The 25,471-nt window shown below is 60.6% G+C and carries 24 protein-coding genes, 1 tRNA gene and 2 pseudogenes; 19 read left to right on the top strand and 8 right to left on the bottom strand.

Going from position 1 to position 25,471, the window contains the following annotated elements; genetic code table 11:
* Positions 1 to 8: 8 nt before the first annotated feature.
* Positions 9 to 1,136, top strand: coding sequence for a DUF930 domain-containing protein (locus WI754_RS19305; protein WP_349435051.1), 1,128 nt, complete (start codon positions 9 to 11; stop codon positions 1,134 to 1,136).
* 21 nt (positions 1,137 to 1,157) lie between these two features.
* Here WI754_RS19305 and WI754_RS19300 read toward each other — a convergent pair whose 3' ends face one another.
* Positions 1,158 to 1,631: an SRPBCC domain-containing protein gene (locus tag WI754_RS19300; protein WP_349435050.1), complete on the bottom strand. Its 474-nt coding sequence runs from the start codon at positions 1,629 to 1,631 to the stop codon at positions 1,158 to 1,160.
* Positions 1,632 to 1,699: 68 nt separating this feature from the next.
* Here WI754_RS19300 and WI754_RS19295 point away from each other — a divergent pair, with 68 nt between their 5' ends.
* Entirely contained in the window at positions 1,700 to 2,023 is a 324-nt protein-coding gene (locus WI754_RS19295; protein WP_349435049.1) for a metalloregulator ArsR/SmtB family transcription factor, read from the top strand.
* Positions 2,024 to 2,029: 6 nt separating this feature from the next.
* On the opposite strand, the gene WI754_RS19290 is transcribed toward WI754_RS19295, so the two are convergent.
* On the bottom strand, positions 2,030 to 2,485 hold the full coding sequence (locus tag WI754_RS19290) for a VOC family protein (protein WP_349435048.1): 456 nt from the start codon (positions 2,483 to 2,485) through the stop codon (positions 2,030 to 2,032).
* 195 nt (positions 2,486 to 2,680) lie between these two features.
* Between WI754_RS19290 and WI754_RS19285 the strand changes: the two genes are divergently transcribed.
* The 9 genes from WI754_RS19285 (at position 2,681) to WI754_RS19245 (ending at position 8,928) form a co-directional block, all read left to right on the top strand.
* The gene (locus WI754_RS19285; protein ID WP_349435047.1) at positions 2,681 to 3,325 is read left to right on the top strand and encodes a PadR family transcriptional regulator; all 645 of its coding nucleotides are present in this window, start codon (positions 2,681 to 2,683) and stop codon (positions 3,323 to 3,325) included.
* Between the two features lie 26 nt (positions 3,326 to 3,351).
* Entirely contained in the window at positions 3,352 to 4,167 is an 816-nt protein-coding gene (locus tag WI754_RS19280) for a siderophore-interacting protein (RefSeq protein ID WP_349435046.1), read from the top strand.
* Between the two features lie 620 nt (positions 4,168 to 4,787).
* Positions 4,788 to 5,246, top strand: a complete 459-nt coding sequence (locus WI754_RS19275; RefSeq protein ID WP_349435045.1) for a DUF1801 domain-containing protein — start codon at positions 4,788 to 4,790, stop codon at positions 5,244 to 5,246.
* Positions 5,247 to 5,290: 44 nt separating this feature from the next.
* Positions 5,291 to 5,734, top strand: a complete 444-nt coding sequence (locus tag WI754_RS19270) for a DUF1801 domain-containing protein (protein ID WP_349435044.1) — start codon at positions 5,291 to 5,293, stop codon at positions 5,732 to 5,734.
* A gap of 529 nt (positions 5,735 to 6,263) precedes the next feature.
* Entirely contained in the window at positions 6,264 to 6,722 is a 459-nt protein-coding gene (locus WI754_RS19265) for a hypothetical protein (protein WP_349435043.1), read from the top strand.
* 57 nt (positions 6,723 to 6,779) lie between these two features.
* A complete protein-coding gene (locus WI754_RS19260; protein WP_349435042.1) occupies positions 6,780 to 7,133 on the top strand; it encodes a DUF1428 family protein in 354 nt (117 codons plus the stop codon).
* A gap of 69 nt (positions 7,134 to 7,202) precedes the next feature.
* Positions 7,203 to 7,622, top strand: a complete 420-nt coding sequence (locus WI754_RS19255; RefSeq protein ID WP_349435041.1) for a secondary thiamine-phosphate synthase enzyme YjbQ — start codon at positions 7,203 to 7,205, stop codon at positions 7,620 to 7,622.
* A gap of 155 nt (positions 7,623 to 7,777) precedes the next feature.
* Positions 7,778 to 8,182, top strand: a complete 405-nt coding sequence (locus WI754_RS19250) for a ketosteroid isomerase-related protein (protein ID WP_349435040.1) — start codon at positions 7,778 to 7,780, stop codon at positions 8,180 to 8,182.
* Between the two features lie 347 nt (positions 8,183 to 8,529).
* Complete coding sequence (locus tag WI754_RS19245; RefSeq protein WP_349435039.1) at positions 8,530 to 8,928, top strand: hypothetical protein; 399 nt, start codon at positions 8,530 to 8,532, stop codon at positions 8,926 to 8,928.
* Between the two features lie 359 nt (positions 8,929 to 9,287).
* Here WI754_RS19245 and WI754_RS19240 read toward each other — a convergent pair whose 3' ends face one another.
* A complete protein-coding gene (locus tag WI754_RS19240; protein ID WP_349435038.1) occupies positions 9,288 to 10,031 on the bottom strand; it encodes an SIMPL domain-containing protein in 744 nt (247 codons plus the stop codon).
* A 158-nt stretch (positions 10,032 to 10,189) separates the two neighbouring features.
* On the opposite strand from WI754_RS19240, the gene WI754_RS19235 reads away from it, so the two are divergent.
* The 4 genes from WI754_RS19235 to WI754_RS19220 all read left to right on the top strand — a co-directional run bounded on the left by WI754_RS19235 (position 10,190) and on the right by WI754_RS19220 (position 14,645).
* A tRNA-Ile gene (locus WI754_RS19235) sits at positions 10,190 to 10,265 on the top strand.
* A 180-nt stretch (positions 10,266 to 10,445) separates the two neighbouring features.
* Complete coding sequence (locus WI754_RS19230; protein ID WP_349435037.1) at positions 10,446 to 11,243, top strand: type IV toxin-antitoxin system AbiEi family antitoxin domain-containing protein; 798 nt, start codon at positions 10,446 to 10,448, stop codon at positions 11,241 to 11,243.
* Positions 11,230 to 12,144 (top strand): nucleotidyl transferase AbiEii/AbiGii toxin family protein, encoded by a 915-nt coding sequence (locus WI754_RS19225; protein WP_349435036.1) that lies wholly within the window; start codon positions 11,230 to 11,232, stop codon positions 12,142 to 12,144. The genes WI754_RS19230 and WI754_RS19225 overlap by 14 nt, the downstream gene beginning before the upstream one ends.
* A 626-nt stretch (positions 12,145 to 12,770) precedes the next feature.
* Positions 12,771 to 14,645 (top strand): diguanylate cyclase, encoded by a 1,875-nt coding sequence (locus WI754_RS19220; RefSeq protein ID WP_349435035.1) that lies wholly within the window; start codon positions 12,771 to 12,773, stop codon positions 14,643 to 14,645.
* Between the two features lie 251 nt (positions 14,646 to 14,896).
* Here WI754_RS19220 and WI754_RS19215 read toward each other — a convergent pair whose 3' ends face one another.
* A complete protein-coding gene (locus WI754_RS19215) occupies positions 14,897 to 15,931 on the bottom strand; it encodes a LacI family DNA-binding transcriptional regulator (RefSeq protein WP_349435034.1) in 1,035 nt (344 codons plus the stop codon).
* 337 nt (positions 15,932 to 16,268) lie between these two features.
* On the opposite strand from WI754_RS19215, the gene WI754_RS19210 reads away from it, so the two are divergent.
* The 4 genes and pseudogenes from WI754_RS19210 to WI754_RS19195 all read left to right on the top strand — a co-directional run bounded on the left by WI754_RS19210 (position 16,269) and on the right by WI754_RS19195 (position 21,402).
* Positions 16,269 to 17,213: a sugar ABC transporter substrate-binding protein gene (locus tag WI754_RS19210; RefSeq protein WP_349435033.1), complete on the top strand. Its 945-nt coding sequence runs from the start codon at positions 16,269 to 16,271 to the stop codon at positions 17,211 to 17,213.
* A 72-nt stretch (positions 17,214 to 17,285) separates the two neighbouring features.
* Positions 17,286 to 17,812, top strand: a pseudogene (locus tag WI754_RS19205) (transposase); the annotation flags it as partial.
* A 986-nt stretch (positions 17,813 to 18,798) separates the two neighbouring features.
* A complete protein-coding gene (locus WI754_RS19200) occupies positions 18,799 to 20,340 on the top strand; it encodes a sugar ABC transporter ATP-binding protein (protein WP_349435032.1) in 1,542 nt (513 codons plus the stop codon).
* Positions 20,341 to 20,376: 36 nt separating this feature from the next.
* Complete coding sequence (locus WI754_RS19195; RefSeq protein ID WP_349435031.1) at positions 20,377 to 21,402, top strand: ABC transporter permease; 1,026 nt, start codon at positions 20,377 to 20,379, stop codon at positions 21,400 to 21,402.
* Between the two features lie 135 nt (positions 21,403 to 21,537).
* On the opposite strand, the pseudogene WI754_RS19190 reads toward WI754_RS19195, so the two are convergent.
* From WI754_RS19190 to WI754_RS19175, 4 genes and pseudogenes are all read right to left on the bottom strand, one after another.
* Positions 21,538 to 21,787: pseudogene (locus tag WI754_RS19190) on the bottom strand (DoxX family protein); the annotation flags it as partial.
* A 155-nt stretch (positions 21,788 to 21,942) separates the two neighbouring features.
* Positions 21,943 to 22,854 carry an ABC transporter permease gene (locus WI754_RS19185; RefSeq protein WP_349435030.1) on the bottom strand — a complete coding sequence of 304 codons (912 nt, stop codon included), beginning with the start codon at positions 22,852 to 22,854 and terminating at the stop codon, positions 21,943 to 21,945.
* On the bottom strand, positions 22,851 to 23,951 hold the full coding sequence (locus WI754_RS19180; RefSeq protein ID WP_349435029.1) for an ABC transporter permease: 1,101 nt from the start codon (positions 23,949 to 23,951) through the stop codon (positions 22,851 to 22,853). The genes WI754_RS19185 and WI754_RS19180 overlap by 4 nt, the downstream gene beginning before the upstream one ends.
* A complete protein-coding gene (locus WI754_RS19175) occupies positions 23,948 to 25,471 on the bottom strand; it encodes an ABC transporter ATP-binding protein (RefSeq protein ID WP_349435028.1) in 1,524 nt (507 codons plus the stop codon). Before WI754_RS19175 ends, WI754_RS19180 begins: the two co-directional genes overlap by 4 nt.

The following is a 25,471-nucleotide window of genomic DNA, read 5'->3' as shown; positions in this document are numbered from 1 at the left end:
ACCAATTCATGCAGCAGAAACTGGAAAAACGGCGGAGGAGTTTTGGCGCGGGGCTTTTCGCCTCCGTCGCGCTGCATGTCGCCATCGCCGCATTGCTCCTCTTCCGCCTGCCGCCGGTCGCGCCGGAGCCCGAGAAGGAAGAGACCGTCAAGGTCGAGATGGTGCCGGAACCTGAGAAGAAACCGGAACCTGAGAAGAAACCGGAGCCGGAAAAAGAGCCCGAACCCGAGAAGAAACCGGAGCAGAAACCAGAACCGGAGCAGAAGCCGCAGGGCGAAATGAAGCCGATGGAAAAACCGGCGCGGAAGGTTGAGGAAAAGCCGGCAATCCCGGCCGAGAAGCAGGCCGAGCCGCAGAAGAGCCAGCCGCAGGCCTTCGAATCCGCCGCGAAAGAGGACGGCAAGGAAGCGGGCGGCGCCAGACCGTCGGAGCCGCTGCTGACGCCCGAGGGCGAGCCGCGCGCCGACCGCGCCACACCGCCGGTCGAGAGCAAGGTGACGGAGAGAGCTGACGAGGCGGTCCAAAAACCGGACGACACCTCCGATGAGACGCCGAAGGCGTCCAAACCGCCAGAACTCGATCTCCCCGAAACTGCGAATGCCAGCCAGACCCTGAACGAAGGCGAGCTGGACATACGGACGGTGCCGAAGCCGGTATCGAAACCCGAGCAAAAGCCGACCGACGTCACGGTGGCAAACCGGGAACAATCCGCGTCAGCCGACAATAAATCAGTCGATGCGAGGTCGCTGCTGCCGCCGTCCGATCTGCCGAAGGCCAAGGAATTGTTCACTGCCGACGCACTCTCGAACCCCCGGGCGCGTCAGGCGCTCGGCAAACTGCCGCCAAACCGACGGATCGTACAGATTTGTACGTTTGAGACCTTGGAGCAAATACGCCATGCGCGGCCGGAAACCCTGCCTGAAGGCATTGTGGCCTTTTCCGATGGAGGTGGCCTGATCTCCGGTCAGGTGTTGCGTGCCACCGGCGGAGCCTTTGTCAGCCGTCGGGTTTGGCACGATATCGAGTTCGAATGTACCGTCGACGAGGAGTTTCGTAGCGTAACGTCGTTCCGCTTCGCGATCGGTAAGGTCGTTTCGGAGAGCGAGAGGAAGGCGCGCCGCCTGCCGGACAATTGACCGACAGCGCCTTCCGGTCCGCTACTTATAGAACCCCTCGCGCAGATTGATGCCGTGCTCCAGCCAGACCTTCATGGCGCACAGAGCCCCCGTCCAGCCTTCGCAATTGCCGTAGGATGCCACGAGGGCGCCCGCCGTCTCGCGCCAGCCTTCCTCCGATATCGTCACCAGCGTCCGGTTTCCGTCGACCGGCTCGAAGGTCATCGTCACCGTCGTGTCGTAGCCGGCGCCCGCGTTGTCGGCCTCCATCCGGTTGGCTTCATTGGCGGCCCATTGCAGCACGATCTTCTTGTCCTTCACGACATCGACCACCTTCACCGGGAAGGCACCGGGAAAATCGTGAAAGTCCCAGGTGACGGTGGTGCCGGTCTCGATCCGGCCCTTGGCGCCGCCGGTGGTGAAATAGCGCGATAATTGCGCGGGGTCGATCACCGCCTCGAAAACCTCCGAGACCGGCTTGGCGATCCGGCCGGCGACCTTGAACTTCAGTTCCATGATCTTTCCTCCTGTTTTCTGCCTGATTTCTGCTTGTCCTCGGCCCCATTATGTTATAAAAATATAACATGTCAACCGATGATAAAAACGACAGAATCTTCAAGGCCTTGGCGGCCTCCAGCCGGCGCAGCATGCTCGATATGCTGAAGGATCATCCGCAAACGACGGGGGAATTGTGCACGCGGTTTCCAGCCCTTGATCGCTGCACGGTGATGCAGCATCTGAAGGTTCTGGAAGAGGCGGACCTCGTCATCGTCCGCCGCGAGGGCCGCGAGCGCTGGAACTATCTCAATCCGCTGCCGATCAAACAGATCCACGACCGCTGGATCGGCCCCTATGCCGCTCAGGCGGTGGATCTGCTCGGGCGGCTCAAAGGCGATCTTGAGGGGTGAGGCCGGTTACCGACCCGCTGCCGCCTTCTCCAATCCGGCGACATCGATCTTCACCATCCGCATCATCGCGTCGCGCACGCGCCCGGCCCGGGCGTGGTCCGGATCGCTCATCAGTTGCATCAGCGCGTCGGGAATGATCTGCCAGCTGAGGCCGAAGCGGTCGGTCAGCCAGCCGCATTGCTGCGCATGCCCGCCCTCCAGCAGCCGGTCCCAGTAATAGTCCACCTCCGCCTGGTCGGCGCATTTGACGAAGAAGGAGACGGCGGGCGTGAAATGATAATGCGGCCCGCCGTTCAGTCCCATGAATTCCTGGCCTTCCAGTTCGAAGGCGGCGGTAAAGGTTTTGCCGTCCGGCCCGCGCTGGTGGTAGGTCACCTTGGCACTTTTGAAAATCGACGTGTAGAACTCCAGTGCCTCGTCGAGCCGGTTGTCGAACCAGAGAAACGGCGTGATCTTCTGCATGCTCTTTCCCTCCCTTTGAACTCTGTCCGGCGTGCCTTTGTTGAACCAGCGCAATCGCCGGTGGATGGTCTCAGCATCACAGTCAACGCCCATTCACTCGAAAACGCCAGTCAAAAACGGCGGTTTCGCCTCTTGCTGCATCAAAAGTTATATCGCAAGATATATCTATCGTTATGTCTTATGAAAGGAAATCTCATGCGCGGTCGACACGGTCAAGGAGGTCCCGGCGGACATCACGGGCATGATCGCCAGGGACCTGAGCGCTCGGCTCACGATCGCGGCCGCCACGGCCATGGACGCTTCGAAGGCGGCTTTGCCTCTCCGGGCGGTTTTCGCGCCGGGCGCAAGCTCTCCTCCGCCGATCTGCAGCTGCTAATCCTGGCGCTTCTCGCCCGACAGCCGGCACATGGATACGAACTCATCCGCACGATCGAGGAGCTGTCCGGCGGCTTCTATGTCCCGAGCCCGGGCATGATCTATCCGGCGCTCACCTACCTCGATGAAATCGGCCATGCGATGGCGCAGGCCGACGGCAACAAGAAGCTCTTCAGCATTACCGATGCTGGCCGCGCCGCGCTCGAGGCCGACCGGGCAGGGGCCGACCGCATCCTGGAGGATTTGGGCCGCATCGGCGCCAAGATGGATGCGGTGCGCGATGTCATCGAGGGACGGGGACCGGCCTTTGGCGAGGATCCGGAAGCCCATGGCTATGATGCGCTGGAGATCGCCCGCCAGGCGATCAAGGCCGCTTTGTTCCACAAGCGGGGCTGTTCGCCGCAAGAGGCAGCCCGGCTGGCGGACATTCTTCGCCGGGCTGTCGAAGAGATCAATCGCGGTTAGCGCCGCACCCGATTAAAGGATATCCCATGACCGAAAGACACGCCGTCGCGCGCGTCCGCCACGAACTGCGCCGCCGTCTCCTGACCGTGAAAACGGCCGAGCGACTCACCCCCAACATGGCCCGCATCACCCTGACCGGCGATGACCTCGCCGGTTTCGTCAGCGCCGGCTATGACGATCACGTCAAGCTGTGCCTGCCCTTGGCCGGACAGGAGCAGCCCATCTGGCCGGCCATCGGCCCGGACGCGCCCGCTCTGCCCGAAGGAGCCGTTGCCTCGCCGATGCGCGATTTCACCCCGCGGCGCCATGATCCGGCGCGCGGCGAACTGGTGCTCGACTTCGCCCTCCACGAGGCCGGGCCCGCCACCGAATGGGCCGTCGCTGCAAGACCCGGCTCCCGGCTTGGCGTCGGCGGCCCGCGCGGCTCCTTCGTCGTCACCGATGATTTCGACTGGTATCTCCTGATCGGCGACGAGACGGCGCTGCCGGCAATCGGCCGGCGGCTGGAGGAACTGCGCCCCGGCGTCCCCGCCATGGTCATCGCCGCCGTCGCCGGAAGCGAGGAGGAGCAGACCTTCGAAACCGAAACCGCGCTTGAAACCCATTGGGTCCATCGCCCGCTCGAAAGGGCGAGCGACCCTTCCACACTGCTTGCCGCCGTCGCCGGCCTGACCTTGCCGGAAGGTGACGGCTACATCTGGATCGCCGGCGAAAACGATACGGTCAAGCTCCTGCGCAAGCATCTCGTCGAAGAGCGCGGCCACAACCGCACCTGGATCAAGGCCGCCGGCTACTGGCGCAAGGGCAGCGCCGGTTTTCACGAAAACCATAACGAGGGGTGAGGGACGTTGCCTTGAACGGCAGCCGTGGGGAAATCCTGCGGCCGCTGTTCTCAGTGCTTGCCCGCAATCGCCTTGACCAAACGAACTTGCCGTCGGCTGGCCAGCAACATGGAGGCGCTGTCTGCGCCGTCGCTCTGGCTTCCTGCCGTTCCGCTTCGCGTGATAGAGCGCGGCATCGGCATCTTTGAGCAGGTCTTCAAGCGATGATTCCGACGGTTTGCCGCAAGAAGAGTTACGCTGAGTAGCAGAAAAGTCTGAATATACGACCTAAACAGCTCGTGGCGATCTCAACGATGCCAGTGCCGCCGATGGCCGCAAGCGGGTCCGTTTCGTCTCTACGGAAAAAGGGGGAACGCGTTGGGATCAATGGTATGTCGCTCAGCGCGCAAGGAAGATCGCCCGCGCAGCCAGGGACCGCCGGCCTGATCTGACCAGGAGCTTGTATACCGCGGGTGAGACGCTAATATCTTGGGCACGTGCGCTGGTTGTAGGTAGAAGTCCCTGTCACCCCACGCAGAATATGCTGAGCTGCAGACCAACCGATTGCCATGCCGAACAGGTCGACATCACCAATAATCAGGCATCCTGGATTTTATCCGTGTATCAGCGGAGTGAACGCAATGGCCAACCAAACGTCCAAGACGCCGGCGAAGGTCGCCGCAAAATCGGTCGCCGCGCAACCGACCCTCCTTGCCGGCGGCAATCCTCAGATCACGAAGGGCTATGGCGACGCCCCCGTGCAGGACTACATCGCGGCCATGCCGGGCTGGAAAAGCGATGTCGGGCGCCGTCTCGACGCGCTCATTATGCGCACTGTCCCCGGCGTGCACAAGGCGGTCAAATGGAACTCGCCGCTATACGGGATAGAGGGCCAGGGCTGGTTCCTCGGCATCCATGTCTTCACGAAGTACGTCAAAGTGGCTTTCTTCCGCGGCGCGTCGCTGCGTCCCGTTCCGCCCGGCGAGTCCAAGCAGAAGGAAGTGCGCTACCTCGACATCCACGAGGACGACGAGCTCGACGAAGCTCAGCTCGCCGCTTGGGTGACGCAAGCCAGCCAATTGCCCGGCGAACGAATGTGAGCGGCGGGCGAGCGACAACAACCAGGAAGAAGGCGACAACAGTCATGAAGAGCGACTCGAACGAAGAAAAAGCAGGAGCCTCTCCCTCCCAGCTGATAGATGCAAGAATCGACGAGCTGAGTGATTGGCGGGGCGAGACGCTCGCTCGGGTCCGAAGTCTCATCAAGCAGGCCGACTCCGAAGTGGTCGAGGAGTGGAAGTGGAGAGGGGTTCCGGTGTGGTCGCATGCCGGAATCATCTGTACCGGTGAAACCTACAAGAATGTCGTGAAGATGACCTTCGCCAAGGGCGCCTCGTTGGAGGACCCTTCGGGCCTCTTCAACTCCAGCCTCGAAGGCAACACCAGGCGTGCCATCGATCTCCACGAGGGCGACGGGATTGATGAAGAGGCGTTGAAGGCTCTCATTTGCGCCGCCGTGGCACTGAATACCTCGGTGCGGGCTGCCACTCGCCCCGTCCGCTCTCAGAAGCAACCAAAGAGCGCTTGAGGAGCGTCGTCAGAATGTCTGCAATGGGGCAAAATCCGCCGCTTGCAATCCGACCCTCCCTCGGGAAAAATCATTCCCGCTCGTCCCCGCCCCACAACCCCGTGCCATACTCTTCCCGTCCCGCCACGGATACACCGGTTTGCGTTTCCGGCGAGGCGGGGCCGGTGCCCAGACGGTTTGGCGAAACGCGCGCGAAGTCCCCGGGGCTGCGTGAAAGGCGGTTCTCCTCCGGTTCGAAAATGAACCGGGCGTGCCGGGCATGCCCCACCACGGGCGGTTCACCACGCTGGACGGCTTTGCCGTCGAGGGGTCCAGGGCATGCCCCGCCCATTGAAAAGCCTGGCGGATAAGCGGCCGGGCCGGGGCATCGGAGGTCTCTTCTTCAAAAAAGGAGAGGCGCAGAAGAACCTGAGAAGCGCGGCAAAAGACACCGAAGCGGGGCACATCGCGTGTCACCCTACTCATTTTACCCGAGGCACCCGATGTGCCCCGGCCGATACCGCCGTGCTTGAAGGCCGGCGAACTGAAGATGGTTTCAAGCCACGGGCGAAAAAGCCGCCGCGTGAAGGTGAAGGTGTGCCCTGACGATGGACGAAGCTGTTCCAAAATCCCCGTTCGAAGAAATACCGATGCCGTTCGAGCTGTTCGTCGGCCTGTCGCGGGTGACCGCAGGCCGCATGGAGATCCCGCGCTTCTGCCGTGTGCGCCGCTGCGCCCGCAAGAGCTTCTGCGAGGGCAGGCTGAAGCACCGCGAAATCCCCTCCCCGGCGAGCCGGGTTTCACCGCCTGGCTGCCGCTGTGCATCGCCGACGCCGACGATGACTGGCTCGATGCCTTCATCACCTATTGGTACGTCTGCCGCGACGAATATTTCGACCGCCCGATCTATCCGCTGCAGGCCGCGCCTGAAGAGCCGCCGCTCTGCGAGGAATGGCCGGCGGCCGATAATTGTTCGCCCGAAACGCTTTGGACCGACGGCCGTCGTTGACGATCCGGCTTGCTGCGCCATTTGGCTCAGCAGGGTTCAACATGGAGGAAACACCAAATGCACTATGTCGATGGATTTGTTCTCGCCGTCCCGAAGGGCAATATGGAGGCCTATAAGGACATGGCCCGCACCGCCGGCGACGTCTGGAAGGAATATGGCGCGCTCTCCTATGTCGAGTGCATCGGCGACGATGTGCCCTATGGCGAGCTCACCTCCTTTCCGCGCGCCGTGCAGGCGAAGGAGGATGAGGTGGTGGTCTTTTCCTGGATCACCTATCCCTCGCGCGAGGAGCGCGATGCGATCAACGCCAAGGTCATGGCCGATCCGCGGCTTGCAAGCGACAAATGGACCATGCCCTTCGATGGCAAGCGCATGATCTATGGTGGCTTCAAGAGCTTCCTGGAGCTATGACCACCGCGGTTTGAACATGTGGAGACAATCCTGCCTGCCGCCGCAGCGGGCAGGATCGGAAAGGAGACCATGCCCCAGACGATCATCAGCCTGTCGACGCGCGGCGCGGGCCTCTATGAGTTCACCGGCGAGGCGCAAGCCTTCGTTCGCAACAGCGTGGAAGAGGGGCTGCTCACCGTCTTCGTCCGCCACACCTCCTGTTCGCTCCTCATCCAGGAGAATGCCGACCCCGACGTGCGGCGTGATCTCGACCAGTTCTTCAAGCGCCTGGTGCCGCCCTCCGACGATCCGTCGATGCGCTGGATCATCCACACGGCGGAAGGACCGGACGACATGCCGGCCCATATCAAGGCGGCACTGACGCAGGTGTCGATCGGCATTCCCGTCAGTGGCGGCCGCTTGACGCTCGGCACCTGGCAGGGGCTCTACCTGTTCGAACACCGCGACCGACCGCACCGGCGCGAGATCGTTCTTCATCTTGGCGGGTGATCTCGGCTTTGCGCTGGACAAGCGGGCACCGCCCGGTGCAGTCTTGGCACCGCTTCTGTTTCGCTTTCCATTCCCGGAACAAAATCAGGGCTTTGGTGTTATTTCCCGCCGGTCGCGCTTGGTCGCACCCGGTTCGACATTAAGGGGGAAGTTCATTGACCGACGCGCAGACGATTGCCAGCCGCTTCATGGAAGCCTTGAACGAGCGGGATTTCGAGACGCTCGCCACCTTCCTCGATGAGGATGTGGCGCTCGATTCCATGACGGGACAGCGGACCATCGGTGTCGATCCGTTGCGCATGAGCGTCATGAGTTATTTCCGGCATTTCGATGAAACCTTCAGCGACATGGTGCTGATGCACGATGCGCTTGGCCAGCGCGTCGCGATCGACGCAACCGCCCGCGGCGTTTACCGCGAAACCATGCCCGGCTTCCCGGCGGCGAGCGGCCAATCCTATTCGATCCCCAGCGTCTTCGTCTTTGAATTCGAAAACGGCGCCGTCACCCGGCTCAGCCACTACCGCAACATCCGGGTTTTCGAAAAAGCGCTCGCTCGCTAGAGCGGGATGAGGAAAAGTGCGACGCGGTCCTCCGCCCCGCATCCCGTTCTAGCTCATTAGAATCGATCGCGATCGTGCATGTCGCCCAAAAGCGTGCAGCGGTTTGGGACAACGAGATGCACGAGACAGAGAGCTGAAGTACGGCGCAACAAGCCGTTTTGACGCGGCGCGCTTCGGGCACCGATCGTTCCATTCCCGCGATTCGCTCCTCAACCGGCCGCCTGAACCGCCGATGAACGGCGGATTCTGGTTCCGTTCAGCCGCGCCGGCTTACCTTTCCCTCAATGCCCCGGATCAAAACAACGGGCGGACATCTGAAGTTTGCACCCAACACGGAGAAAACACTCATGAGACAGATTCTCGCAAAACTGGCGCTCGCCGGCTTCATCGGTCTGACGGGTTTCGGCGCAACGGTCGCGCCTGCCAGCGCCGACACGCTGACGTTCGGCATCCATTCGGGCGGCGTCGTCGACGTCCAGTACCGCGATCGCGACGGTTACCGTGACGAGCGCGACTGGGATGGCGACCGCCGCCATCGCCCGGGCTGGGGCGGCGGCTGGGATCGTGAGCGCCGCGGCCGCTGCGCACCCTGGCTTGCGGTCGACAAGGCGCGCTATTTCGGCCTGCGCCGCGCCTATGTCGCGGACGTCTCCTGGCGCCGCGTCGTCGTCGAAGGCCGCCGCCATGGCGATTATCGCCGCGTCGTGTTCGCCAATGTGCGCGGCTGCCCGGTGATTGGCCGCTAACGAAAAACAGCCGCCCGACGCTTGCGGCCGGTATCAACCGGCCGGGATGCCGGCATCCCATTCTTTCCGCCTTGTCTCCCCCGGCCGGCGGAAAGTCTCGCCCCTCGCGGTTCACTGCGGGGGGCGTCTTTGTTTGGTGCCGGGCATTGGAGACGTTTTCTTCGGAGGCACGCGATGTCCATCGCGTGAAAGAGCCTTCCGCACCCAAGAACTTGGACGCACTGGATAGCCGCCACAAGGGCGGGCATGCGGGGAGACAAGGATGGATCCGCCTTTCGCACACCCCAAACGCCGTGCACCAAAAACAAAACCCCGCCGAAGCGGGGTCCCTTTTTTCCACAGTCGTCTGCGATCTGATATTATTGCTGGATCGCGAAGGTGACGTTGACGGTGACGTTGTAGCTGTTTTCGCCGGTTGCGATCGGCACTGCATCGGCGGCGTATTCTTTTGCCATCGTGCGCATCATCGGCATCGGTTCGGGCCGGGATGAGTTCTCTGAAATCTCGACGATGCGTCCGAGCGAAACGCCCGCGGCCTCTGAAAGCACCTTGGCCTTTGATACGGCATCGGCCACGGCCTGCTTGCGAGCCTCGGTGATCGTCGCTTCCGGCTTGTCATTGGTGAATTGGATCGAACCGCCCTGGTTGACGCCGAGCGTCACCGACTGGTCGATGATTTCGCCGAGCTTGGCAAGGTCGCGCACCTTGATGGTCAGCGAATTGGCGACCTGGTAGCCGATCAGAACCGGCGGGCGGTTGCCGCCATCGTTGTTGTCCGGATACTGGTACTGCGGATTGACCGCAAAGCCCGAGGTCTGCAGGTCGTTTTCGGCGATGCCGCCGCTCTTCAGCGCGTTGAGGACGTCGGCCATCGCCTTGTTGTTGGCGTCGAGCGCCTCGCGGGCTGTTTTGGCATCCTTGACGACGCTGAACGACAGGATCGCCATGTCGGGGGCGACTTCCGAGTGGCCTTCGCCGAAAACGGTGATTACCGCTTCGCGCGGCGTGTTGTCCTGCGCGAAGGCAGCCGTGCCTGCGATGCCCGCAAAGGCGGCCGCCAGAACCACGGCCCTGAGGCCGCGGGGGAAATAGGCTGTGGTCATGGGTGGGTTCTTTCCGGTTGTGTTTCGTCGCTGCCACCCTTCTTGATCATTGATTGTGTAGGGATTGCGGCAACGTCTTGTGGGAAAACCCGTTTTCCGCTAGAGCCAGTCCACCCGCGGTCTGCCATTGGTCTGCGGGATACCGGACAACCGGGGCAGGGCCTGTAGCTCAATGGTTAGAGCCGGCGGCTCATAACCGCTTGGTTGGGGGTTCGAGTCCCTCCGGGCCCACCATTTCCGTCTTCGGACGTTGTTTTTCCATCGTTTTTTCCTCGATTTGTCTCACCGGAATTCCGGTTCTAAGACGGCCTCCAACTTTGGTTTGCCAGAGGTAATTTTTACTAAGTTTGGCTGCGTAAAGTGGCATACTTTCAAACCTTGAATTAAGTTTAAAAGTATGCAATTTTACTAAGTATGACTGAGCAAATTGGCGGAAAATTAAACCAACTCGAACGAACCCTGCCGGAGGGCCTTTTGGCTGATGCGGCATGGATGGAGCGGCACGGCTATTCAACGAGCCTGCGCAGCCAGTATGTTTCCGCCGGTTGGCTGGTTCAGCCGGTACGCGGCACATACAAGCGCCCGCTCGGCGAGCTGGACTGGCAAAAGACTGTCGTTTCGCTGCAGAAGGTGATGGGGCGCAACCTTGCGGTCGGCGGGCGAACCGCGCTCGACCTGCAGGGCTTCACCCACTACCTGTCCGCATCCGGACCCTCGATGATTCACCTGTACGGGACGGAGTCGCCCCCGGGCTGGCTTGCCAAGCTTCCCCTGAAAGAAACGTTTCGGTTTCACCGGTCGCAGGTTCTGTTCAAGACTCTCGCGGCGGCAGAAGCTTTGCAGGCACACACGCTGCGGGAACTGCCAGGACCGTCCGACTGGCCACTCATAGCTTCGACGCCGGAGCGCGCTCTGCTGGAAATGCTTGACGGGCTGCCCGGCCGCGAGAGCTTTCACCAGGTCGATATGCTGGTCGAAGGATTACGGACCTTGAGCCCGCGACGGCTCCAGATTCTTCTCACCGACTGCCGTAGTGTCAAGGTCAAGCGGCTCTTCTTCTGGTTTGCAGATCGCCATCGGCCAGCGTGGCTAAAGCAAATAGACCGTGCCGCCATCAGTCTCGGCACCGGCAAACGTATGCTCGTCAAGGGCGGCAAACTCGACCCAACTTACCTCATAACTGTCCCGGAGGACCTCAGTGCCCCTGTCTGAACGTTATCGGCGCCAGGTCGCGCTATTGATCGATGTGCTCCCGTTCGTCGCCGCCGAGAAGGATTTCGCCCTGAAAGGCGGGACCGCCATCAACCTTTTTGTGCGGGACATGCCGCGTCTGTCGGTCGATATCGACCTGACCTACCTGCCGGTGGCGCCACGCCCGGAGTCCCTTGCCGCGATCGATACTGCCATGAAGCGCATGGCGGCGGAAATCCGAACCGGATTGCGCGGCCTGCGCGTCACCGAAGTCCTGAATGCCCGCGAGCAGATCATCACCAAGCTGACCGTTCAGCGGCCCGATGCGCAGATCAAAATCGAGGTTACGCCGGTTCTGCGCGGCTGCGTTTTCGAGCCGGAGATGCGTTCAGTGTCGCCGGGTGTGGAAGACACCTTTGGATTCGCGGAAATGCAGGTTGTTTCGTTTGCCGACCTGTACGCGGGCAAGATCATGGCCGCGCTTGACCGCCAGCACCCGCGTGATCTCTTTGACGTTCGTGACTTGCTTGCGAACGAAGGCATCAGCGATGACCTGCGCCGCGCCTTTATCGTCTATTTGATAAGCCACGACAGGCCGATCTCTGAGGTGCTTGTGCCGCGCCGCAAAGACATCGCGCAGGAGTTTGCGCAGGGCTTTGACGGAATGACCGCCGAGCCTGTCCCTTTCGATGAGCTGCTTGCTGCGCGTGAGGAACTGATCGCCGCCATGGCGGGAGGCATGCCGAATGAGCACAAGGAGTTTCTCCGGGGATTTAAACGCGGTCAGCCGGACTGGTCGCTTCTCGGCGTTCTGGGAGCGGCTGACCTGCCTGCCGTGCGATGGAAGCAGTTGAACCTGGGAAAACTTACTGTCGAAGCTCGCGCGCGGTTGATTGATAAACTGGAAGAGCGCCTAAGATGAACGATGGCGCACGGGTCGTTTATAAGGAGACCCCGGTCGGGAAATCCAAGACGCGACCAAGGACACCACCCGCGCCGTACGAACACCCCTTCAATCTGGAATTTGCGAGATCGAGCACTTTCCGCAAAGGCGCGCCCACTCTAGTGCCCGTCGATGCCGGCGGCGCGAGCGTTGCCGCAATCATCTATCGCGCCGGCACAAGCGAGCAGCAGGGGCAGGGCGGGCGGTTTTTACGATATCCAAATCGCTGCTGTGGCATCATAATTCCACTTCGAACGGTATTTGGACCTGCTTTTAAAGTGAGAACAAACAATCGATAGACCGGCATTATCGGTCGTTCGGGGGTGGCGGCGGGCGGTGCGGTTTTGTATTAGAATACGGATTAAACTGCTCAAGCGCGATGCGCTAAAACTCGGAACCAGGACAGGCGGTCACGCACGATTCGTACACGCACGGATAGATCGAATGATCGACGTCGGAGCCGATGTGAGATCTGCCGCCACTCCCACTCCCACTCGCAGCGCGCGGCGTTCCAGACCTCGCCGTGCCGTCGGCGATGTGGCGTGAGACTTTAGAATTCTTCAATGAATCCACGATAAATTCCTTAAAATTCTAAGGAATTCGTAATGGCCTGGCAACTTCTGACCGGCAACGTTGCCGCTGTCTCGCTCCTCATTTCTGTTTGGATGCATCTGCACTACCGATTCTACCGTCTTTCGGAAGTGCAGGCCCAGCTTGGTTTCGGCTTGATGATGGGGCTGGCAGCGCTGCTTTCCATGGTGCTGTCGGTAGAGGTCGATAGCGGTTACTATCTTGATCTTCGCTCAACGCTGCTCGCGATATCGGCGGTCTATGGTGGTCCCTTGGCCACCGTTGTGACGGGGACCCTCACTCTGAGCTGTCGGATCTACATGGGGGGCGCTGGGCTTGAGCCGGGTTTGATCTCGATCGCACTCGTGTCGCTGCTGGGCCTGTGCGTCCGTTTTTTGCTTCGGCGGCGGCAGGTCGCCGCCGAGAAAATAGTGGCCTCGGCGCTCACCGTCGCAGCGGTCTCATTGGCGATGAGCATTTCCTACCAGAGCAGTGGCTCCTACATCGCAACACTCGGTCTTGTCATGACCGCCGTGAAGTTCGTCGCGACCTTGTTGGCAGCTTCCGTCATTACCTACTTCCACGCCTTCACCATCGAACGCGACATCTTGCGGGCTGCGCTGACACAGGCTCCCGACTTCCACTATATCAAAAACCAGAAGAGTGAGTTCGTCGTCACCAATCTGAATGTCGCGCATCAACATGGCCGCACGAAGTCGTCTGAGATGGTTGGCCTCACGGACTTCGATCTCTACCCCTGCGAAATGGCTCAAACCTTTTTCGATCGCGAGCAGGCGATTATGTCGAGCGGACAGCCGCTGGTAGACTTCGAAGAACCCTTTCACGAAGAGGATGGTCAAGAGCGCTGGTTCCTGACGTCAAAGGTGCCGTTGCGAAATCGTCAGGGCGCATTGATCGGGCTCGCGGGCGTGACCCGTGACGTAACCGAGAAAAAGCGCTTGGTACAGGAAGCCCTTGATAGCCGGAACGTGCTTTCACAAGCTATGAGAGAAATGTCGGACGGGCTTGCCATGTTCAATCCCGAGGGCAGGCTGGTGTTCTGCAACGACCAGTACCGTGCCGCATTTCCTCGCTCGGCTTATGCCAGGCAGCCCGGCGCTCACATCACAGATATTGTTCGCGCGGTGGTGCGCAACGCGGAAAGGACCGATGTCGGCCCGGACGTCAGCGAAGAATGGATCCAGGAATCGGCGGCCCAGCTGTTTGCTACGCGGGACACCGAGATACCTTTGTTTGACGGACGCTGGCTCAGTCTGCGAACGCGTCTAGCTTCAGACGGATCCGCGCTGGTGGTCGTTTCCGACATCACGTCCATGAAGCGTTCGGAGGAGGAACTGAAACAGTTTGCAGTGGAGATGAAAGGACTGGCTTACACCGACTCATTGACCGGCATCGCAAATCGCAGAGTTTTCGATCAGGCTATTTCAGAGGAGTTCGCGCGGGCGTGTCGCAACGGCTCGCCTCTTAGTCTGCTGCTCTGTGATGTCGATCACTTCAAGGCATTCAACGATACATATGGTCACCAAGAGGGAGACAATTGCCTCAAGGCGATCGGCGAGACTCTCCGATCGATCATCAGACGGCCCTCCGACCTCGTTGCCCGCTTCGGTGGTGAAGAATTCGCAATCTTACTCCCAGGAACGGACGGGGATGGTGCAGTGCGCCTTGCCGAGGGGCTGCGCGCGTTGTTGCATGGGCGCGCAATACCGCACAGAGCGAGCAGCCAGTCGATCGTGACGGTCAGCATCGGAGTGGCAAGCATGTCGACTGCATCAACATTTGGCGCTCCTGCCGCGTTGATAGAGGCTGCGGACCAGGCGCTGTACGACGCCAAGACCAAGGGTCGTGATTGCATCGGGATGGCGGCTGATCAAGCACAAGCCGCGTGATGTCTGTGGCCTTGTGGTCTACGACGACCAGTGTTTCTTCGCCAAGTCCAAACGGGCTCAGACCATGGGTACGGAACCAACTCTCGACGAACAACGCATGTCTTGACGTAGGTAGCTATATCGGCTGATCATTCTGCGGCATCAAGGCGAGAAGAGCGCCTTTTGCCGCTGCGCTGTGCGACGAACCGGAGCCGATCCAGTTTGCTTCGGTGTGATCGGATGAAACAACACCGGCGCAATTCCAAACGTCGCTAAACGTTTTCAGGCGTGAGGATTTCGAAGGGCACTGTGCGTTGAATGATCGCGGCATTCTTGTCCTGCCCGATAGCCTCAATCATCGTGTTGATAAGCTCGTTCGACGTGCGCCCCAACGGATGGCATAAGGCAGCAGTGATCAACCCTTCGTTTAATCCCGTACGCGTGGCGGTTCCGACATCCCTGCAGACGACGCGAATCTCGGACCTGTGTTCTTCCGGCAGCTCCCGAATTGCCCGCAGCACGCCTGAGATCCCACCGCCGATGACATAGAGTCCCACCAGATCATGTTCTTTTGCGAACAAGTCACGAACGAGGTCATAGGCGACATCGGATTCCTCATTGGTCATAAATGCATCCATCACCGTCATGTGACGCGCGTGTTCACGCACGTACGATCGGAAACTTGCATCTGATATGTCTTGGCACTGATACCGATGGTTGCCGATGAAAGTCGCGATTTTTCCTTGGCGCTTCACCATGTTGGCGACAATATACGCGGCCGTGCGCCCCAGTTTCCAATTGTCTGTGCCGACGTAGCCTGCCCGGTTGGGGGCCGAAAGATCGGTGATGTAGGCTATCGTTGGCACGCCGCGTTCACGCAGCACATTGATCGTCTGGCTTATCTGCGGATGATCAGCACAAACGACAGCAATCGCATTGACGCGCTCGCCTAGGCGGAAGAGTGCCTTAGAAATCGAGTCCGGTGATAATTCATCGACGAAATTGACCGTGGTCTCGATCCGGGCATCCTTCCGCATGCGCGCTGCGTCGACGATGCTCGACCCGAAAAGCTGATAGATTTGTCGATTGGATTGCTGGAGCAAGACCCCGAGCCGATAATGCGGCAGAGCGTCTTTCTCCCGTTCGAGCAGTGTTCCCAGCCCATAGAAACCGATCTCTTCGGCTGCGTTCCTTACCCGCTGGATTGTCTCAGGGCGGACTTTCGCCCTGCCGCCCAGAAGCCGATTGATGGTCGATGTACTGACTCCGGAGACTTTTGAAAGATCGGCGATGGTTGCGCGACGCACAGAAAATCCTAACATTTGTGTCACGGTGATATGACGCAATGTGACACATTTTGTTCCACGGCTGAAGTTAAAACTTCTCGCTTGATTGTAAGCTTGGTATGACGCGGATGTCCCGAGGAGGACCAAGGTGTTTGGGAGGTAACCACCCGAGTGGAGCCAAAAGGCTGACATTCTGGCTGTCATTAACGGCATATCACGTGATCTAATTTGTATTATGCCGTGAGTGATTTCATCTCAGATTATTTTTTGAATTTTCCGGTGCAGCCCACGCGGGCCGGCCTGTGGAGAGTTGGGATTGTTCGGTGTGATCGGACACCGCTAAAATGGAGGAGCAGAGATGAAAAGAATTGGATTGACAGCTGCCGTCATGGCTCTGATGGCCGCTACGGTACACGCTGAAACCATCGGCGTATCCATCTCGAAGTTTGACGACAACTTCCTGACGGTCTTGCGCGAGGGGATGACCAAATATGCGGTCGGTCTCGACGGAGTGACGCTTCAGATTGAGGATGCTCAAGGAGATATGTCGCGACAGCTCAGTCAAGTTCAGAACTTTATCGCATCTGGCGCGGACGCGATCATCGTGAATGCGGTCGATACCGATGCCACCATCGCCATGTCGGAAGCTGCTTCCAAAGCAGGAGTTCCGCTGGTGTATGTGAATTACGAACCGGCCAACGTCGATAACCTTCCGGACAAGCAGGCGTTCGTCGCGTCGAACGAAGTAGAATCAGGTACGTTGCAAACGCAGGACACATGTCGGCAGCTCAAAGAGATGGGCAAGGGTGACGGCGCAAAAGTCCTCGTGATTATGGGTGAGCTACAGCATCAGGCTGCGCGCATTCGGACAAAAGACATAAAAGATGTCATTGCTACCGACGGCTGCAAATTCATGTCTATCGTCGAAGAGCAGTCGGCAAATTGGCAACGCACCCAGGCCGTAGACCTTATGGCGAATTGGCTTTCTGCTGGTGTTGAGTTCGATGCGGTCATTGCGAACAATGACGAAATGGCCATCGGTGCGATCCAGGCTATGAAAGCTGTGGGCATTGACAAGTCGAAAGTCGTGGTCGCCGGCATTGACGCTACTGCTGACGCGCTTGCGGCAATGGAAGCGGGCGATCTGGACGTGACAGTGTTCCAAAACGCTGCTGCACAAGGCCAGGGCTCGGTGGATGCCGCCTTGAAACTGCGTCGCGGAGAAACCGTGGAGAAGAAAGTCTACGTACCGTTTGAACTCGTAACGCACGCGAATATCACTCAGTACAAAGGCGCCAACTGAGGCGTTGGTGCACGGATCATTCAATGGTTGGACGTAAGCATTTGAGACCGCAACCATATTGTGATCTCGAGCATGCCGCACAAACATAATGCCAGTCGCCGACATCGCAGAGGCAAGACGAAGTTCAAGGTGACGAGCTGGCGAGGCGGGTCTTCGCCAGCGCGGCAGCCTTGCCCTGTGGATCTCGCCGGAGGCGCTGGTCGGATGGCAGGCCCTGCGGAGAAAGACACCAGGCGGCCAGCCACGTTACTCCGAGTTGGCAATTGAGACTGCGCCGACCCTCGGCATGAGGTTCGGACTGCGGCTGCGCCAGACCGAAGGATTGCTCGGTTCGGTGCTTGCGCTGATGGGATTGGATCTGCCCGCGCCCGATCACACGACACTGAGCGACGGGCACGGACCTGGAAACCGTCTGCGGACATAATGATGATCGTCAGCCTGTGTCGGGCGGTCCACTTCATGTGGTGGTCAACAGTACCGGCCTGAAGATCAATGGCGCGGTCCGATACCTTGACGACAAGGGCGCCAAGTCCCGCAGGGGATGGCGAAAGCTGCATCTGGCACTCGATACAGGCAGTGGCGATATCATTGTACATACTGCACTCGCCATCGACCAAGATCCTGAAAATCAGGCTCGGCTCGCGTTTAAGATCGTTCTTGAGCGCTTGGGGGTGGAGGGGTCGTGGTCAAGCTTGCAACTCAAGACCAGCTTACCCTTCAGGATCTACACTCGCGGGAACATGTAAGCTCGCCTAATATTCATTCCGTCATTCCCGTAATTGGAATTTTCGTACCACTCAGCGCACGAAAAAGCCGTAAGTGATTGAAAACAATCAGTATTTTAGTGTAATCCATTCCATAAATCTGTAGACTGGAACGTACATTCCATTGAGTCGGCCATTAGCGTAACTGCTAGCAGGGCGGCGGGGAGGAGGCCTGTATGCAAAAATTTCGAATACTGCTTTGCAGGATGACACTCGTCTTGTGCATCGTTTCGGTTGGAACGTATCTGGCCACACACTCCATCCGGGCCACGCTCGTTGCATCTCTGATTTCCGCAATACTGCTCCAGATCGGATATTTTGGTGCGGTACTCTTTCTCTTCTGGCTCGCTCCCGAGGAGAAGCCCGTCCCCGACCGCAGGAACAGGCTGCACTCGCTAAGAGTGATTGAGGGAGGCGTCTCGGTTTCGTCGAAGGTCGCCGACTTCGGCTTAGATGAACATCGGCTCGATAGATTTCCCAGCATAGCCTCCACTCGGAGCGCATCGTCGTTGCCATCCGGGGCGCCCAGCGAAGCGGGAGGCGGCCGCTGCGAAAGTGCGGACCGCTTACGTCCCGGCTGTTTGCTTGTCGGGAAGAGAGTGAATGGTCTGCTGATAAACGGGGGGAGGGCGCCGATCATTAAAACGCAATCAATACAATAGCGTTGAGCATTGATGGAATGCGAAGAGGAGTTCGCAGGCAATTGTCGAGGAGCAAGTGCCGCAGCTCCAGATTCCGCTTCTGCTGAATGGCGGAGAAAGCCACGTTTGCCGATCGCGAGTGCGGGGTCGGCCCTTATCACAACATAGGGAGGCAATAAAATGACAGTCAGTCCGACAACGATGGCGGCGGTGCGTGCGAGTGGGGCGGTGCCGAATGCGGAATATCTGCTTGCCGTTGAAGGCGTGCGCAAGGAGTTTCCGGGCGTGGTGGCGCTCGACGATGTGTCGTTCCGGCTGAAGCGCGGCACGGTGCATGCGCTGATGGGCGAGAATGGCGCCGGCAAATCGACGCTGATGAAGATTCTCGCCGGCATCTACACGCCCGACCGGGGCGAGGTGAGGTTCAAGGGCGTCGACATCCAGCTGAAATCGCCGCTGGATGCGCTGGAAAACGGCATCGCGATGATCCATCAGGAGCTCAACCTGATGCCGTTCATGACGGTCGCGGAAAACATCTGGATCCGCCGCGAACCGTTGACCCGTCTCGGCTTCGTCGATCACCGCGAGATGAACCGGATGACGGCGGCGCTGTTTACGCGGCTGAACATCGCGCTCGATCCGCAGTCCGAGGTGCGCGACCTGTCGATCGCCAACCGCCAGATGGTCGAGATCGCCAAGGCGGTGTCGTACGAGTCCGACGTTCTGATCATGGACGAGCCGACCTCGGCGCTGACCGAGCGCGAGGTCGCGCATCTGTTTGAGATCATCCGCGACCTGCGCAGCCAGGGCATCGGCATCGTCTACATCACCCACAAGATGAACGAGCTGTTCGAGATCGCCGACGAGTTCTCGGTGTTCCGCGACGGCAAGTATATCGGCACGCATGCCTCGAGCGATGTGACGCGCGACGACATCATCCGCATGATGGTCGGCCGCGAGATCACCCAGATGTTCCCGAAGGAGGAGGTGCCGATCGGCGACGTCGTCTTGTCGGTCAAGGACCTGTGCCTGAAGGATGTCTTCCACGATGTCTCGTTCGAGGTGCGCGCCGGCGAAATCCTCGGTGTTGCCGGTCTGGTCGGTTCCGGCCGCTCGAATGTCGCCGAAACGCTGTTCGGCGTGACGCCGGCCACCTCCGGCTCGGTCCGGATCAACGGCAAGCCGGTGGCGATCGCCTCGCCGACGCAAGCGATCAAACACCGCATGGCGTTCCTGACCGAGGACCGCAAGGACACCGGCTGCCTTTTGATCCTCAACATTCTGGAAAACATGCAGATCGCCGTGCTGCAGGACAAGTTCGTGACGATGGGCTTTGTCGACGAGAAGGGCGTCTCGGCGCAATGCGAGGAGATGGCCCGCAAGCTGCGGGTGAAGACGCCGAACCTTGAGGAGCGCATCGAGAACCTCTCCGGCGGCAACCAGCAGAAGGCGCTGATCGGCCGCTGGCTGCTGACCAATCCGCGCATCCTGATCCTTGACGAGCCGACCCGCGGCATCGACGTCGGCGCCAAGGCGGAAATCCACCGGCTGGTGACGGAGCTGGCCCGCGACGGCGTCGCCGTCATCATGATCTCGTCGGAAATGCCCGAGGTGCTCGGCATGAGCGACCGCATCATGGTCATGCACGAAGGCCGGGTCACCGGGTTCCTTAATCGGGCCGAAGCCAGCCAGATCAAGGTGATGGAACTCGCCGCACGCTGAAGGCCACGAAACGTCAACCACAGGGAGGAAAGACTAATGGATACCAATGTCGCCGCACAGGGCACGAGCCCGCCGCTTGCCAAATCCAGACGGCGCATCCCGCCGGAATTCAACATTTTCCTGGTGCTGATCGGCATCGCGCTGGTCTACGAGGTGCTCGGCTGGATCTTCGTCGGCCAGAGCTTCCTGATGAACCCACAGCGCCTGACGATCATGATCCTGCAGGTGGCGGTGATCGGCATCATCGCCGTCGGCGTCACCCAGGTGATCATCACCGGCGGCATCGATCTGTCCTCCGGCTCGGTGGTCGGCATGACGGCGATGATCGCCGCCAGCGTCGCGCAGGCCTCGACCTGGCCGCGGGCGCTGTATCCGTCGCTGACCGACCTGCCGGCGATCGTGCCGATCGGCCTTGGCCTCGGCATCGGCCTGTTGGCCGGCGTCATCAATGGCCAGTTGATCGCCCGCACCAAGATCCCGCCCTTCATCGCCACGCTCGGTATGATGGTCTCGGCCCGCGGCCTGTCGAAGTGGTACACCAAGGGCCAGCCGGTGTCGGGCCTCACCGACCAGTTCAACTTCATCGGCACCGGTATCTGGCCGGTCGTCGTCTTCCTTGTCGTCGCGCTGATCTTCCACATCGCCCTGCGCTATACCCGCTACGGCAAGTTCACCTATGCGATCGGCGCCAACGTCCAGGCGGCCCGGGTCTCGGGCATCAATGTCGAGGCGCATCTGATCAAGGTCTATGCGATCGCCGGCATGCTGGCGGGGCTGGCCGGCGTCGTGACGGCGGCCCGCGCCCAGACGGCGCAGGCCGGCATGGGCGTGATGTACGAACTCGATGCGATCGCCGCCACCGTCATCGGCGGCACCTCGCTGACCGGCGGCGTCGGCCGCATCACCGGCACGGTGATCGGAACGGTGATCCTCGGCGTCATGACCTCCGGCTTCACCTTCCTGCGCGTCGACGCCTACTACCAGGAAATCGTCAAGGGCCTCATCATCATCGCCGCCGTCGTCGTCGACGTCTATCGACAGAAGGGGCGCAAGAAGACCTAAGAACGAACGAAAAACCCAGAAGTGAGTTGGCCGGGGTGTTTAAAATCCACCCCGGTTTTTTCGTTTTCGGAAATACCGAGGAATAGTTGCGATCATGCATTGAACGGGAGAATGCTCCCGCACGGGGAGCGCCCTTTATCCGCGCGGCGAGATGGGCGCCCTCTTGCCGCGGCCCCACAGGATGAACACAGAAAGAGCAAGCAGGATGATGTTGAGCGGTACGGCTGGAGCTTCACCGCGTGACAGATGAAAGATCATCGCAGCGATTTGCAGTAGCACGCAGCCGAGCGCGGCGAGGACGATCAGCCGCGGCTGAATACGGGTCAGGGCGGGGCAACAACACACCGAGCCCGCCCGCAATGTCTGTAACGTCCATGAGACGGATGACGCAGATATGACAGTGAGGCGATAAATGCGCGTGTTTGCCGTCAGCCTATTGGCGCAGATATCGGCGGACAAGCGATGGTCTCCAGGAGACTGCTACGACGGGCCGCCGTCACTGACAGGGTTTTCCATTGGATCTCGTTGCGATCATCCCACCTAGCGTTCGAAGGGTTCACCGAGCGAGGCGACACCGTTCAGCTTGAGCAGGCGGCGGTCGGCAGAAATGATGCCGAGCACAATGATGGTGACGAGATAGGGCAGGCTAGAAAGCAGTTGTGAGGGAACGTCCAGCCCGGTCGCCTGGGCTGCAAGCCCCATCAGGGAGACGGCGCCGAAGAGGCAGGCCCCGAGGAAGATCCGGCCGGTAAGCCATGTGCCGAAGACGACGAGTGCGATGGCGATCCAGCCACGCCCGGCGATCATCCCGTCGGCCCAGAGCGGTGTGTAGACTACTGCTGCATAGGCGCCGGCAAAACCGGCCATCGCTCCGCCGAATGCGATGGCTAAGACGCGGACTGAGATGACCGAATAGCCGATGGCGTGCGCAGCCTTGGGGTTCTCGCCGACGGCCCGGACGACGAGACCAACCTTCGTGTAGGCAAACATTGTCCAGATTGCCAAGGTCGCGACGAGGGAAAGCCACACGACGATATCCTGGACGAAGAGGCCGCCGACGACCGGGATTTCGGAAAGCCCTGGAATTGCAAGCTTTGGAAGCCCCTTGACCGTCAGGCTTTCATAGGTCTTGCCGAAAAGCGCCGAGAGACCCTGGCCGAGGATGCCGATCGCAAGGCCTGTCGCCACCTGGTTCGCCCGAAATCCCAACGCCACAATGGCGAAAATCAGCGAAAGGGCGGCGCTGCCGAGGCCCGCAGCGAGGAAACCCAGAAAGTGCCCCCCGCCGTGATAGACGATGATGAAGGCGAGCACTGCGCCAAACGCCATCAATCCCTCCACCCCGAGGTTGAGAACTCCGGCGCGCTCGGCCACCAGTTCGCCGAGGGCCGCAAGGAGAAATGGCGTCGCCGCCGCGAGCATGCCGGCAAGAATGAACTCGATGGCGTTCATGGTTGGCTCCGGTAGGCGGCACGGGGCCATTCGAGACGATACCGCACGAAGGCCGCGGCGATGAGGTAGGCAAGCAGGAGGCTGCCCTGGAAGACGCGGACCGCGGCGATCGGCAAGTTTGCCGATACCATGGCATTGTCCCCCCCAATGTAGAGGATGGCCATGAACAGTGCCGAGAAAACGATGCCGATCGGGTGCAGGCCACCGAGATAGGCGACGATGATCGCGGCATAGCCGTAACCGGTTGAAATCGAGCGCTGCAATTGGCCGAGGGGACCGGCAACCTCGGCTGCGCCGGCCAGGCCGGCCGCGCAGCCGCCGATGAGGAGGGAAAGCCAGATCGCCCACGCTTCGTTGAAACCGGCATAGCCGGCAGCGCGCGGCGCAAGCCCACCGACCTGCAGCTTGTAGCCGATGAAGCTCTTCTGCATGAAGACCCACGCCGCCATCGACAGGGCGAGCGTCAGGGGCAGCGAGACATTGACACGAGTGCCGGAGATCAGGATAGGCACCATCGCGTCATATTGGAACATCACGGATTGGGGAAAGTTGAAGCCGTTCGGGTCCTTCCAGGGACCGAGCAGCAGGTAGTTGAGGAGCTGTGCGGCAACGAGGCTCAGCATCAGGGAAACGAGGATTTCGTTCGCATTGAGCCTGACGCGCCAGAAGGCGGTCAGCGAAGCCCACAGGGCGCCACCGATGGCGCCAAGCAGCAGCATCAGGGGCCAGATCCACTGGCCCGTTGCCTGCGGAAACCATACCGGGATGGCGGAGGCGAATATTGCGCCGAGAATGAACTGGCCCTCGGCACCGATGTTGAAGACCTTGGCGCGAAAGCCGATCGCCAGGCCCTGCGCGATGAGGAGGAGAGGACCGGCCTTCAGCAGCACCTCCGAGAACGACGCCCAGGAAAGGAAGGGCTCGAGAAGCATCGCGTAGACGACGGCGACCGGATCGCGGCCCATCAGCACGTAAAGCCCGAGATTGAGAATAGTGGCCACCGCCAGCGCGACGGGCGGCGCAAGCAGGGTTGCAGCCAGCGAGGCGCGCTCTCGGCGGACAAGGGTGGGAAGGAAGGTCGCGGGCAAAGCGCTCATGCGAGAGCCTTTTCGGGGGACGAATGTGCGCCGATCATATACCGGCCGATCTCCTCGGGTCGCGTGTCGCGCGTGGCGAGTGGCGGGCTCAGCCTGCCGTGGTGCAGCACCTGGATGGAATCGCAGAGTTCGAAAAGTTCCTCGAGCTCCTCGGAAATCACGAGGATGGCCATGCCTTCATTGCGCAGCGTGATCAGGCGCCTGCGAATGGCGGTTGCGGCGCCGATATCCACGCCCCAGGTCGGCTGCGCCGCGAACAGAAGTTTTGGAGACAGCATGATCTCACGGCCGACGATGAACTTCTGCAAATTGCCGCCGGAGAGCGCGCCGGCTTCCGCGTCGGGGCCGGGCGTGCGGACATCGTATTGGCGGATGCACTCATTGGCGAACGCCCGCGCACTTGCCCTGTCGACAAGACCGTGCCGTAGAAGGTTGAGCTGGTGCGCCGTCAGCAAGCTGTTGAGGACAAGCGACATTTCGGGGACCGCGCCGCGTCCGAGCCGGTCTTCGGGAACGAAGGCAAAGCCAAGCTGCCGGCGGGCAGCGGCATCGAGCGTGCCCACGTCCTTTCCCATCATATAGATCCGGTCGCGCTGCTCTCGCGGCAGCACCGCCTCGCCGGAGATCAGAGAGGCAAGCTCGCTTTGCCCGTTGCCCGAAATCCCGGCGATCCCGAGGATTTCGCCGGCGCGCACAGCCAGGCTGATGTTGGAGAGCGGGACGGCAAAGGGATCAGCGGGCTGATGGTCGAGGCCGATGATCTCGAGCCGCTTTTCACCGCCAGACAGGGGAAGCGCCGGCATGGGCTCCGGCATGTCGCGGCCGATCATCATGCGGGCAAGGTCGTGGGCATCGTGGTCGCGCGGGTCCACATTGCCGGTGACGCGCCCGCCGCGCAGGATCGTCGCGTGATCGCAGATCGCCCGAATTTCCTCCAGCTTGTGGGAGATGAACAGGATGGCAACTCCACCGTCGCGCAGGCGGCGCAAGGTGTCGAAGAGCTTGTCCACCGATTGCGGTGGCAGCACCGAGGTCGGTTCGTCAAGGATCAGCAACTTTGGATTGGTCATCAGGCATCGGATGATCTCCACCCGCTGCCTCTCGCCGACGGAAAGGGCGTGTACATGGGCGAGCGGATCGACTTCGAGGCCGAAGTCGCGACCAAGCGTGCGGATGCGTTCGGTGAGGTCGGCTTTGCCGCCTTTGACGACCAGGTGAATGTTCTCCACGACCGTCAGGGTCTCGAAAAGCGAGAAGTGCTGGAAGACCATGCCGATCCCCTTGCGCCTTGCCTCCGCGGGGGAGGCAAGGCTGAGAGGCTCGCCTTCCCAGATGGCGGTTCCGTCGTCGGGCTGCTCGACGCCGTAGATCAGCTTCATCAAGGTCGACTTGCCCGCCCCGTTTTCTCCGAGGATCGCATGGATCGACTGCGGGGCCACGTCCAGGTCAATACCCTGATTGGCATGGATCTGGCCGTAGCTTTTCGAAATGCCGCGGAGCGACAGGAGCGGGTTGGTCAT

The organism is Pararhizobium sp. A13, from assembly GCF_040126305.1.
Lineage (GTDB): Bacteria > Pseudomonadota > Alphaproteobacteria > Rhizobiales > Rhizobiaceae > Pararhizobium.
The sequence above is the reverse complement of the archived record's forward strand: the minus strand, read 5'-3'. Positions and strand labels throughout refer to the sequence as shown.